General features: G+C 35.9%; 10 protein-coding genes, 1 pseudogene and 1 riboswitch. Of the genes and pseudogenes, 4 read left to right on the forward strand and 7 right to left on the reverse strand.

Features of this window, described 5'->3' with window-relative positions; genetic code table 11:
- Positions 1-14: 14 nt before the first annotated feature.
- From NST91_RS17345 to NST91_RS17375, 7 genes and pseudogenes are all read right to left on the reverse strand, one after another.
- Entirely contained in the window at positions 15-1,373 is a 1,359-nt protein-coding gene (locus NST91_RS17345) for an ethanolamine ammonia-lyase subunit EutB (protein ID WP_341332129.1), read from the reverse strand.
- A 604-nt stretch (positions 1,374-1,977) separates the two neighbouring features.
- Positions 1,978-2,610: pseudogene (locus NST91_RS17350) on the reverse strand (histidine phosphatase family protein).
- A gap of 267 nt (positions 2,611-2,877) precedes the next feature.
- Positions 2,878-3,080, reverse strand: a riboswitch (cobalamin riboswitch).
- A gap of 319 nt (positions 3,081-3,399) precedes the next feature.
- Positions 3,400-3,846 (reverse strand): DUF6376 family protein, encoded by a 447-nt coding sequence (locus NST91_RS17355; RefSeq protein ID WP_341332130.1) that lies wholly within the window; start codon positions 3,844-3,846, stop codon positions 3,400-3,402.
- Positions 3,847-3,935: 89 nt separating this feature from the next.
- Entirely contained in the window at positions 3,936-4,268 is a 333-nt protein-coding gene (locus tag NST91_RS17360; protein ID WP_341332131.1) for a nucleotidyltransferase domain-containing protein, read from the reverse strand.
- Positions 4,269-4,407: 139 nt separating this feature from the next.
- Positions 4,408-5,484, reverse strand: a complete 1,077-nt coding sequence (locus NST91_RS17365; protein WP_121445503.1) for a Ger(x)C family spore germination protein — start codon at positions 5,482-5,484, stop codon at positions 4,408-4,410.
- Positions 5,471-6,544, reverse strand: coding sequence for a GerAB/ArcD/ProY family transporter (locus NST91_RS17370; protein ID WP_246006329.1), 1,074 nt, complete (start codon positions 6,542-6,544; stop codon positions 5,471-5,473). Before NST91_RS17370 ends, NST91_RS17365 begins: the two co-directional genes overlap by 14 nt.
- Positions 6,544-7,869: a spore germination protein gene (locus NST91_RS17375; protein ID WP_341332132.1), complete on the reverse strand. Its 1,326-nt coding sequence runs from the start codon at positions 7,867-7,869 to the stop codon at positions 6,544-6,546. The genes NST91_RS17370 and NST91_RS17375 overlap by 1 nt, the downstream gene beginning before the upstream one ends.
- Before the next feature lie 357 nt (positions 7,870-8,226).
- Between NST91_RS17375 and NST91_RS17380 the strand changes: the two genes are divergently transcribed.
- Genes NST91_RS17380 through NST91_RS17395 form a run of 4 tightly spaced genes read left to right on the forward strand, consistent with a single transcriptional unit; the run spans position 8,227 to position 12,267 of the window.
- On the forward strand, positions 8,227-9,795 hold the full coding sequence (locus NST91_RS17380) for a spore germination protein (protein WP_121445161.1): 1,569 nt from the start codon (positions 8,227-8,229) through the stop codon (positions 9,793-9,795).
- Positions 9,792-10,898 carry a GerAB/ArcD/ProY family transporter gene (locus NST91_RS17385; protein ID WP_341332133.1) on the forward strand — a complete coding sequence of 369 codons (1,107 nt, stop codon included), beginning with the start codon at positions 9,792-9,794 and terminating at the stop codon, positions 10,896-10,898. Before NST91_RS17380 ends, NST91_RS17385 begins: the two co-directional genes overlap by 4 nt.
- Complete coding sequence (locus NST91_RS17390) at positions 10,891-12,099, forward strand: Ger(x)C family spore germination protein (protein ID WP_341332134.1); 1,209 nt, start codon at positions 10,891-10,893, stop codon at positions 12,097-12,099. Before NST91_RS17385 ends, NST91_RS17390 begins: the two co-directional genes overlap by 8 nt.
- 15 nt (positions 12,100-12,114) lie before the next feature.
- Positions 12,115-12,267, forward strand: a complete 153-nt coding sequence (locus NST91_RS17395; RefSeq protein WP_165918075.1) for a hypothetical protein — start codon at positions 12,115-12,117, stop codon at positions 12,265-12,267.
- The last annotated feature ends 260 nt before the right edge of the window (positions 12,268-12,527 follow it).

Consider the following 12,527-nt stretch of genomic DNA (forward strand, 5'->3'; position numbering starts at 1 on the left):
TCCATCATCTCCTATTATTTAAAAATAGATAAGTCTCCTGCTCTATCAGTTAATCGACCATTTTCCATAATCCCCATTTTTTCCATCCAAATTTCAAATTCTCTTAATGGTCGTAAACCTAGCATCTCTCTTAAACTAGCATCATCATGGTAACTTGTATCCTGATAACTAAGCATTACATCATCCCCGCCTGGAACTCCCATATAAAAGTTCGCCCCAGCTAACGCCGTTAACATTCCAGCGATTTCCTGGTCATTTTGATCAGCTTGCATATGATTTGTATACGTTGGCGCAATTCCCATTGGAATTCCATGTAATTTCCCCATAAAAAGATCCTCTAAATCCGCACGTATCATTTGTTTTCCATCGTATAGAGTTTCTGGTCCAATAAATCCAGAGACATTATTGACCATAAATGGTTTCCAGTGGCGTGCAAACCCGTAGGTTCTTGACTCAAGGGTTTGCATATCAACACCGTGGTGAGAATTGAGTGAAACCTCAGAACCTTGTCCAGTTTCGAAATAAAATTGATTCGGACCTGCTGAAGTACCGTGTTTAGCCATTAGGTCTGCTGCCTCATCTAAAATAGACTTTGAAACTCCAAAATCATCATTTGTTGAATTTGTTCCAGCTAAACTTTGAAAAATGATTCCACTTGGTGCCCCTTTTTCAATAGCTTTCATTTGAGTGGCAATATGTGCTAATACACAATTTTGTGTCGGAATTTCCCACTGCCTCATAAAATCATGTGTCATGTGTAAAATCCTAGATACAGATTCTACTGAATCGTTATTAGGATTGACTCCAATTACTGCATCCCCTGCCCCGTACGAAAGTCCTTCCTTTAAAGAAGCAAGAATTCCTTCTAGATTGTCATTTGGATGGTTAGGCTGACAGCGAAAAGCTAAACGGCCTTGTTCCCCAATTGTTGTGTTGCAGTGAGCAGTCGGTCTAACTTTCTGTGAAGCCATCACCAAATCGATACTGGACATTAACTTTGCAACAGAAGAAATCATTTCACTCGTTAGCCCTTTACTAATTCGTAGCAGTTGGGAAGAACCTGTGTTGTGCGAGAGGATGTATTCCCTTAATTCACCAACTGTCCAACCCGAGATTTCTTGATAAATATATTGATTAATATCATCATAGATAATCCTTGTCACTTCGTCTGATTCATATGGAATCACTGGTTCCTTGTAAATGTCCTTTAAGGTTAACTCACTTAAAACAAATTTTGCTGCCATACGCTCCAAATTCGAACGAGCTGCAATACCCGCCATAATATCCCCAGATTTCTCCTCACTTGCTTTTGCTAAAATTTCTTTAATGGACTGAAATTGATACACTTCATTTTTCAATGTACATTTAAACATCTTTAAGCCTCCAATCTATTTACTCTTCTTCACAATTCAGGATTCAGAAAGCGCTAACAATAATAAGTTAAATAAAAAAGGCACCTTAACAACAAGCCATAAAAATGGCTTCAGTTAAGGCACCTTTACCTGAACGTTTCACTTTTTAACAATTATAGCAAAGAGTGTAAAAACTTGAAAGGTTGTTTTTCGTAATGTTATATAATTGCAGGTTTGATCACTTTTCTATTTTATTCGACCGATAATCCATTCCAAACAATTTATATTTTTTCAGAGACCCCGGTAGCATCTTAAGCAATCCAACCGGCAATTTCTCGCAGTCTGCTTTCGACCTTTTAAAGCGGAACAACTCCTTTACCAATCTCTAACATAACGAGGGACGATTCAATTGTTACGTTTTTGTTTTTCGTTAAGCAAGGTCTCCAAAATTTCCATAAACCTACTTCGAATGTCGTCATTGTTTTGGTATTCGTAAGCTCAGCTGCAATCCATTTTTCCCGTCCCTCTTATACCAAGGTAGTTTCGGGCTCCCATTTTGTTTTCCAATCTCGGAGCGAATTACCATCATAGGCTATTATCCGGCTACATCGGTTATTCTCTTCTCCTACTTACTTCCTTCCCGAGAAGGCACCGCCAATAACGAGTTGCATTTCCAGTCCCCTTCATACTGCATTGATAATAAAACACCCTGACCATGTGAAACCGAATCCTCCCAAAAGGTTTTTAAAGCTAAGTATTTTGATACTATGTAGCGAATGACACCCACATGGGTAATGACAAGAATATGCTTCCTCTCATTAGTTGGACGTTCCATTACTTGTAGAAATAAATCATGGAGAAAGGCATCAATTCTTGATTTGAAGGTTTCCGCTGCCTCACCGTTTGGTATTGGTATTGCTTCCCAATCATCAAGCCACTCCTGCTAACGTGGCTCATTTTTTAAGTGATGATATGTTTTTCCCTCCCAATCACCAAAGTCTATTTCTCTTAATCTTGAATCTATAGTAGCTTCCGTCGAAATATTTAAATAATCAAATGTTTCTTGGCACCGTCGTAAATCACTAGTAAAGATAGAATCAAATTCCTGCTTTACTAAATCTCTTTTTAACTCTAAAAGTTGATGTAGTTCACTTTTTATAACTTGTCGGTCCGCATGCCCTAAATACCGTTTTTCCTGATTCCAGTCGGTTATCCCATGACGAACGAGAAATAAGTCCACATTATAGCAAGTCCCCATAATTCGCCTCCTTCTATTACGGTACCAAGTAAATCTCCATCTGTGCCTTTAAGATCCCATTATCGATCTGATAATAGAAGAACAAAACTCAATTAGCTATTTTCCCCTCCTGTTTTTGAACGCCCAAAAACGCTTTCCCTCAGGAAAGCGTTGTGAAAAGGCAATTTATATACTGCTCGTATATAAAACTTGCAATCTATCTATTAAATAGCAAACATATATTATTTAGAGATTGCCGCTCTTTAAACATTCCTTTCCTCGAGGAAGCTTAAACAAAACAAATAGGCAGGTCTCCTGACTTGCAAATTAACGGTTGGATACTCCTTCCCATGCTAGTTGCACAGTGGATAAAACGTAACCTTCCTCCTTGCTTACAGTGGCGGGACCGTGTTGGAATTGCACCAACTTCCCTCTTAGTCTTAATTGGCTCACTAGGAGCACATTAAGAAACCTATTTGTTAATATTCGTTTTTTTATTCTAACTGCATTATAGTCCAATCATATACATTTGTAAAATATTGTTACTTCCGAAGCAAAGTAAATCGTAAGGTAATTTGAACCTACTTAAATTACTTTAGTTACATATGGTATTCGGATAAACACTATCAAAATAGACCTTATGTTAATCCAATGATTCTACGGTAGATTAGAGATTGCCATTCACGTCCACCCCATCTATCCAGTAAAGTCTCCTTACACTATATATATTTAAAAATATTTTAATCTCTAAAGTAAAAACTGTGACAATCATAAAATAGTTGTCACAGCCATTTATTTTAGAGCAATGTTTTATTCACCCAACTGTTGAATTTGATCTATTGTATTCGTTACATTCTGCAACGTTTGAAATAACTCACTATTTTCGAGTAGAGCTGGATCTAATTGTCCATTTTCGATATTATCTAAATAAAGGTTAATGCCTTCCTCTGCTTGCTGGTTATAATCAACGATTTGTTGATGAAGGTCCTCTGCGACTCCTGGTGGCTGAAGTGAGTTAAATGAATCCATGTCTTCCTGCATTTCAGTTAGCATTGTTTCAAGATCTGCTCTTGCTTGCTCATCGGTAACAGCCTGTTCTGCTAGGCTAGGAGCCTCGTTAACAAAAGTACTAACCTCATTGACATAATCTGTTGCCTCATTCACATACGATAATGTATTATTAACATCCTCTAGGACGGAACAAGCCCCAAGAAATAGTAACCCTATTAAAGAAAAAACTAAAAATCGTTTCTTCACTCTATCCCCTCCTATTTTTTTCATACTATATATACGATACAAAACGGGAAAGGTTTCATTTTTCTTAAACTGACCCTTGTCTCCAAACTTTAGTAAAAATACGAATGATCAAAAAGAACAATGTGCTTGCGATTCCCGATTCCATCACCTTTCAAATCCCAATATGGTAAAAAGTCAACTTTGATATGGTCGATATATAGTGGTTCATCCATGAGATGATGAAAAACATCATCTTCTCGTTCAGTTCCACTATATTCGATGACAATATCCAAATCACTTTCGGCATGAAAATTGCTGTATAAACGACTCCCGATAATGGCTATCTTTATTATTTCAAGATCAAAATCGTCAAGTGTCTCGTTAACATGAGACATGATCATTGATGCTATTTCACTCTTGGAATATTGACTTAACCCGTACACCTCAACAGTACCCAGAAAGACACCTCTATTCTTCTTTTAAATAATGTATACAACTTTAGTAGTAACCGTGTGTCCCAATTTTTAGTTTTTCCTTTAGGACACTCATCACTTATTGACTGTCCACTCTGTGTGATAACCATTAAGAAGTAATGAGGTAACCTTGGTTTTGAATGTCTACATTAAATTGGATATCCATTTTCAAATTTGTATAGTATTTTGTTCTCCAATTTTTTAATTCCTTACGTGTTAATTCTCTCCGAAAGAATTGACCTATTCCAAAAATATCTGCCTTATTCTCTTTTGTTTTTGAAATCATATTGTTAAATCGTTCACTAAGTGCTTGGTTTAATTCCCTTTTAATTTCATTTAGAGACGGCTCTCCTCTTGTTTCCAATATCACTACCTTCAACTTAATTTTGCTTTTTAAGAAGGGTTGGTTGTTATGCATCGAACCTTTGTGGTGGATTGAATTATTAACAATCCGAACAGTTGCTTTTTCCATAACCTCAATTTCTCCTGAACTACTTTCGCCTTTAAAAATATTATATAATAGCGTTTCATCCGGACTTATTTGATCTACCATTTTCCCATTTTTAACGATGGCTGATCCTATTTGTTCCATAGGAAATTCATCCCCTGAACGAATTAAGGGGATTGCAACATCATACGTATAGGAATGGATTCCTCGGTAAACCTCCCAAACTCTTGTAAGTGCAATATCAGGATCCCAACCTGCATTCTTCTCAAAGAAATCAACAGTTGTTGAACCAATTGATCCAATTGTATCTTTTAACTTTGAGAAGAGCACATTTATATCCTCATCACAAATGGCTACCAAAGCTTTAGGGGAAACTTCACGGGAACGCATAAATCCTCCAATAATATCTTTCACACCGTCCTCTGCTGCTCCTCTTTCTATTATGATAAGTTTTACATGAAGTAGATCGACCCTGCTTTCTAAATTTCTACTAATTGTGTCAATCGCCTTTGCTATTGTTTTATCTTTGAAAGATACGATCCTTGATTCGATTTTCCCAGCATTTGACACTGGTAGATTAATTATAACTTCATATTCATTTTCTATTTTAGACACACCGAGAACAACCGGAAGTAATCGATGGTTGATATCCTTATTATCCCAGCATCCCGTCAAAGGTAAAATCGTTATAAGTAAAATTGCAAATGTATATATGACAGTTTTATTATATAGTTTCATGTTTACCATTCCTTTTTCTGACTCCCCAGAAATAGATCGATAATGGAACAGCTATAAATACGTAGAATCTTAATAATGTATTCCACCAAAATAGTTTCTCAACATCCTTCCAATCTGGAATCAAAAAACAAAGAAAAAAGAGTAATGAAGATAATAGATACAAAAGGTGGACTGGTTTAATACTAGGCACATAACGATTTATAATAAGGATTGTTTTACACATAACAAGAGAAATATATAAAATCATAAAGGAAATTAAACTTAATAGGAAAAAGAGAGTCACTCTATCAAACATCAGCCAACTAACGTTAATTGAGTCAGCAATGACTACAAATGGTAAAAAGGTAACCGAAGCAGTAGCTTGGCCAAGGGTAAGAATAGGTATATAAACGGAAAAAATAAAAAAAGGAATAAGTAATAATGCCGAAAAAATAATGTACTTTCTCTCATACGAAAAATAAGGTTGTACAAATCCAAGAAACAAAAAGCCACCTGAAAAAACAAAAAAGCTCTCATAGTAACTCCTACTTGTAAGGAAGTTAAGATCAGGTCTTACAGGATTAAAATATCTCCAATCCACATTTTGAAATGATAAGATAAAAACAAATAAGAATAGTGGGAGAAAAATAATAGCCAACAGTATACCTGTCCTTAAAACCGTTTCCATTCCGTTTTTTGCAACATATGTTGAAACAATCAATAACAAAAGAGTAACCGCCCATAGTGGTGTAAATGATAAAAAAACAAGTGTAATAATTTCTGAATAAGCTCGAACGGTTATTAATGTAATAATGAAGAAATACAATAGTACCGGAACTAGAAGTAATATGACAGCCCATTTCCCTATACCCGAGAATATACTTATTAAGTTTTCTCCAGGAAAATAATTTAAACCTTTCATGTAAATGTGTAAAAATAACACATGTACAAATATCCCTATCAGAATTGGTAGCCAATGACCTTGTTGCGTACTAGCGATAATATTACTAGGAAACATAAAGAAGATAAGTCCCAAATGTGTAAGCAAATAAAGAATCACAACATGCAAACTTCTTACCACTAGTACTCACTCCTCCCAGTGTTAATATGAAGATAGGATTTTCCAAAAGTATTTATACTAGCCATATGGGCACAGATGATAACAAAGCCTGTTACTAGTCCAAACACACCAAAAATAGATGCTAGAATGACATTTATATATTTGTATATCCTTATTGAAGTGAAGTTCTGGGCCCCAATTAGCGTCGAGTTGCCAATAGTAGTTGCTGCCAGAATGATAATTAATAGATTGCTTACTAATTTTGCTTCAACAATGGCTTGTCCTAAAATAATTCCTCCAACCATTGTAATTGCTGGACCAATAGACTTTGGTAGTCTTACAATCGCTTCAAGTATTAGTTCAAGTATAACCAGCATGATCAATACCTCTACAATTGCAGGGTAAGGAACTCCTTCTCGACTTTGGAGAACCGATAAAGCAATTTCAATTTGAAGAACTTCGGGATTAACCGCTACTAACGCTACGTATAAACCTGGGCTAATTAATGCAACAAGCAGACCAATCACCCGTAAACAACGGAGCGCAATCATGAGAGGTTGTGGAAGATTACGATCATTCTCAACGATAAACATATCCCATAACAAATTCGGTAAAATGATGGCAAAGGGTAACTGGTCTATAAATAGAACTATTCTCCCCCTTTTAAGAGACTGTGACGCATTATAAGGAAGCTCTGTTGAATTAAATTTTGATATGGTATCCCAAGTTGAAAACTCGAACATTTTCGATAAACCTTGTATATTGCTTATATCCATTTTTTTATTTTTTTCAATAAGAGAGTTCACCTTTTCAACAATTTTGGTATCGACCTTCCCATTTATAAAGAGTATTGCAAGACTTTTAGGAATATCATTGCCTATCGAAAAGGTATTAACAGTTAGTTGACTTGAGACAATTTGTTTACGCAGTAATCCAATATTAATTTCAATATCCTCGTTAAAAGAATTTAGCGCACCTTTTATGACATTTTCATTTGTTGATACGTCAATCGATCTATTTAGCATTTTGGAAACAGGTTCAAATAGTATACACCGGTTTGTACCTTCTATATTAATAGCAAGCTTGCCTTCCTTTATGGCAGAAATCACTTTATGACTGCTACCTTCTATCCTTTCACCAATTACATTCCAGATATCTTGTGTTGATGTACCCTGAGACAGTAACCCATGTATTAACTTTTGAAGAACGACTCTCGTTTTTTGCTTATCAACTAATGTATCAAGACATAACAAGACAACGGCAGAGTCCGCTACAATATCACGTTGAAGAAAAAAATCATTGTTCTCACCAAGAATTGACCTTATTTCCTTTACTATAGGATCCATTTCAATATTCCTCTCACAATGAAATAGTATTATTCTTCGTAATATTGGTGTTTTTTATTCACTTAGGCACTTTTATGAATAAAACACTACATTTCAACTATTGTGATATCTAACATATCACCTCTGTTACTTTGACAATTACTAAACAGTTTGTTTAGCTTTCCCATTTATTTCTGGAATCGTTTTATTGGAGAGTAGATATCCCCTATAATCTTGAACAATCCGCTATCCATATCGGTTACAATACATGTCTTTAACTATCTTAAAGTACATAATATGGCTACAATTGGAAAAATTATGAGGTAGGATGGAATTTAATATAACGTTCCTAATTGTGTATGTTGGAGGATTTTATAGATGCTACGGCACATATTTAGTAAATCGAGAAAATCAAACAAGAGGGAAAAGAAGAATCAAGATGTTAAAATACCGAGTATAATTTATGATGATTTAACAGAAAATTTATCCAACATCAAAAATATCTTAGACTCGCCTAGTGATCTGATTGTTCGTGTGTTTACTATTGGTGAAAGTGGACATCCTTGTGCGGTAGTATGTATTGATGGATTAGTAGATAAGGAATTAGTGAATGAAGAGATTATTAAAAGTATTCAAATTAGCTGTACAAAAAACAATCAGGAGTTTCCTCCTAGTGGAAAGAATATCTTGACTGAATTAGAGAATAGAGTTCTCTCCGTCCATGAACTAAAAAAGGCTGATACATTGGACAAAGTGATGTTAGCGATTTTAGAGGGAGACACAGCTCTTTTTATAAATGGTATTAACCAAGTACTCCTCGTCGGCAGTAAAGGATGGGCTGGTCGAGGGGTTGAAGAACCCATGACAGAATCGTTAATAAGGGGCCCCCGAGAAGGTTTTACCGAGAATATTAGAACGAATACTATGTTAATCCGCAGAAATGTTAGAGATCCTAATCTTCGGTTTGAATCGAATAAAATTGGCCGCCGTTCGAAAAAGGATTTGATTGTTTGTTATATCGAAGGAATTGTTCACCCAGAAATTTTGGCAGAAGTTAACCGTCGCTTAAAATGCATAGATGTAGATGATGCGCCAGAAAGTGGAACGATTGAAGAATGGATTGAGGATAGTTTTCTTTCACCTTTTCCACAAATTTTACATACGGAAAGAGCTGATAAGGTATCAACCTCTCTCTTTCAAGGAAAGGTAGCTATATTATTAGACGGTACACCCTTTGTTTTAATAGCACCAACTACACTCGCTTCCCTATTCCAATCACCTGAGGACTATTATGAACGATGGTTCATTGGTAGTTTAATACGTATATTAAGGTATTTTGCGGCATTTTTCGCAGTATTTTTACCAGCATTGTATATTGCAATTGTTTCCTTTCATCAGGGAATGATTCCATCAAGATTAGCCTTTTCCCTTGCTGCATCCAGGGAAGGCCTGCCCTTTCCTGCAATTGTAGAGGCACTATTAATGGAAGCTACATTAGAACTTCTCCGTGAAGCTGGGATTCGACTGCCGAAAACAATTGGCCAGACCATCGGAATTGTAGGTGGACTCGTTATTGGTGAAGCTGCCGTTCAAGCTGGAATCGTTAGTCCTGTTATGGTAATAGTTGTAGCGTTAACAGCCATTTCCTCATTTGCCATTCCATCGTATAGTGCAGGAATTGCGTTTCGAATCCTACGATTTGCTACTATGTTAGCTGCAGGTATTTTTGGTCTGTATGGTATCATTCTTGTTTACATTATGATTAATATTCATATTGCACGATTAAATAGCTTTGGCATTCCTTATTCTGCACCATTTGCCCCCGCCTTTTATCATGATTGGAAGGATTTGGTCATTAGAGCCCCATTAACCGCTCAACATAAAAGACCTCAATATGTTCAGACGGTTGATGACACTCGGTCGAATAAGGGGGATGAAAACTCTTGAAAACATTTGAATACGGTGACAATGAAATAGGAAGTAAAGAAATAACAATGTCTGTAGCAAGTATGGTAATAGGGTTTGGTGTCCTCACTCTCCCTCGTACAATTGTCAGTACTACGAATTCGATTGATGGATTTATTTCAATAGTTATAGGTGGTATTTGGGTACTTTTCTTTACTTGGATATTAGGAAAGCTTACAACGAGATTTCCTAAGAAAAATCTGCACGAATTTACAAGTTTGATCATTAATAAACAAGTGGCAACCATTTTAACAATGATATTTGCCTTCTATTCTATGCTATTTGTTAGTTATGAAATGAGGGGTACTGCTGATATTTCAAAACTCTATTTGTTCGACAATACACCTGTAGAAGTTATTGGCTTTGTATTTTTATTGGTGGTTATATATGCTGTTTCCGGTCCAAGCGCTGTGATCATAAGGATTAATTTAATGTTTTTACCTATTGTTTTATGTATTTTAGCTGTCTTAATTTTGTTGAATGTAAACTTTTTTGAAGTAAAAAATATCAAACCGTTCTTCGTTACCGATTGGCTAGGAATGTTACAAGCCTCAAGAGAAACGATATTCTCCTTTTTAGGTTTCGAAATCATTTTATTTTATAATATGTTCCTGAACAAACCGAAGGACATGGTGAAGTCAGCTCTGGTTGGTATATCAATCCCTTTCCTTTTATATTTACTTATCTTTTTGTTCGTAATCGGTGTTTTTGGTACCGAAGTAACTAGAAATTTACTCTATCCAACAGCTGAATTAGCAAGACTTGTAGAAATTCCGGGGGGCTTTTTTGAGAGATTCGAATCTCTATTTTTTACAATTTGGGTGATGACGCTTTTTACAACTGCTGCTATGGCCTATGATGTAACCCTGCTCGCATTAAAATCAGTATTTAACAAGGTCAATCGAATGACCCTCATTTTTATACTTTCGCCGATTATGTTTATCATTGCAATGGCGCCTCAAAATGTTCTAGAACTTTCAAGATTTGGAGAATGGATAAGTTATATTGGAATCATATTAAGTATGTTCATCCCCATTGTACTGCTGTTCATTGCAAAAATACGAGGAGTGAAAGGCAATGGCTAAACTCATGAAACTGTCAGGTATCCTTTGCATCCTTTTATCGGTTACAGGGTGTTGGGATCGCGTAGAAATAGAAGAAAGAGGCTTCGTGATTGGTGCTGCCATTGATACAACCGAGGAGAATCCTGACGATTCATTTGAAAATCTACCGAACAATGCAAGAAAAGAAAATTATAAATTGACTTATCAATATGTTGTTCCTGCAAGCATTCAAGGAAGTGGTGGTGGACAATCGGAGGGTGGATCCGCTGGAGGAAGTCCCTTCTTCAATGTCTCATCAGAAGGAAAAACTATTTTTCAAATTACAAGGCAGTTATCAACCCAAGTCGGTCGATCCCCCTATCTTCAACATGTTAAAATTATTGTTCTGTCAGAAGAACTTTCAAAACAAGGATACTTATATGATGCACTTGATTTTTTTGTTCGTGATCATGAAATGAGAAGGGTTGCGAAAGTGATGGTTACAAATGGAAAAGCTATCGATGCTTTACAAGTTGACCCCAAAAACGAACCAATGCCTATTATGTTTTTAGAATCAATCACTCAAAATACCGTGAAAACAGCTAAAATGTTACCACCAACCAATCTAGGTGATGTCCATGAAAACTTATTAATTGGAACAAGCTTTGTTATTCCGAGACTGGTAGTGGACAATAAAAATGCTGCGATATCAGGTGCAGCTGTTTTTGACTCCCAAGACCAAAAATTGGTTGGAACATTAAATGACAAGGAAACTATTGGACTAAATTTCATTCTTGGGGATATCGAAGGTGGGGTACTCGAGTTTTTAATGAAAGATCAATATTTTGCAGTAGAGGTAAAGCAAGCCAAAACTAAAATTGTTACAAATGCATTAGATAAAAATCAAATGAAATTTTCAATCGAAATAAACTCAGAAGGAAATATTGGGGAATCCTATGGAAACCTTAATTTACTCGAACCAAAGGTGTTGGCTGAGATCGAAAAAAAGGCAGAGCAGGAAATTGAGCTAATCGTTAACCAAGTGATTGAAAAACTACAAAAAGAATATAAGGTCGATGTCATTAGACTTGGAGAACATCTTAAACAAGATCATTATCAAGTATGGGAAAGCGTAAAAGATGATTGGGATAAAGGAGAGAATTATTTTTCGAATAGCGTAATTGACCTTAAAGTGAACTTCACATTAAGAGAAATTGGTTCCTCAGTTGAAACAGTTCAATAAAAAGGAGGTATGAATGTGTGGAACATGATTTTAGAAAGAATGCCTTCCATGTTTATCATCACACTCGCCATCTTATCTGCCCTACTTCCATGGGGGATCTACAAGATTAACCGAACTTTGCATCATTATGCTGACCCCCCGTGGAAAAGGGATAATGAAAAACAATGAGGGTAAATAAGCAAAGAAAGGAGGATACAAGCTCATCTAAATTCAAATGAAGTTTGGTCCTCCTTTCGTACCTATATTCAAATAATACCGTTTAGGAAACCACCCTATCGTTCTTAAAGTTCATTCACAGTCACAAACCTATACCCCTCATCCTGAAGCGATTGGATAATCCCTCAATTTCTGATAAAACTTTATCACTATCTTCATACATTGGATGCATCAGAAGGATTGAACCAGGGATGATTTGTTCTTTGACATAC

Source organism: Ferdinandcohnia sp. FSL W7-1320 (assembly GCF_038050315.1).
GTDB lineage: Bacteria > Bacillota > Bacilli > Bacillales > Bacillaceae_L > Ferdinandcohnia > Ferdinandcohnia aciditolerans.

What these genes read in the sequence shown, in the direction of transcription:
- NST91_RS17380 (WP_121445161.1), top strand. Translation starts at nt 8,227, where the DNA reads ATGCTACGGCACATATTTAGTAAATCGAGAAAATCAAACAAGAGGGAA.
- NST91_RS17375 (WP_341332132.1), bottom strand. Translation starts at nt 7,869, where the DNA reads ATGGATCCTATAGTAAAGGAAATAAGGTCAATTCTTGGTGAGAACAAT.
- NST91_RS17345 (WP_341332129.1), bottom strand. Translation starts at nt 1,373, where the DNA reads ATGTTTAAATGTACATTGAAAAATGAAGTGTATCAATTTCAGTCCATT.
- NST91_RS17390 (WP_341332134.1), top strand. Translation starts at nt 10,891, where the DNA reads ATGGCTAAACTCATGAAACTGTCAGGTATCCTTTGCATCCTTTTATCG.
- NST91_RS17365 (WP_121445503.1), bottom strand. Translation starts at nt 5,484, where the DNA reads ATGAAACTATATAATAAAACTGTCATATATACATTTGCAATTTTACTT.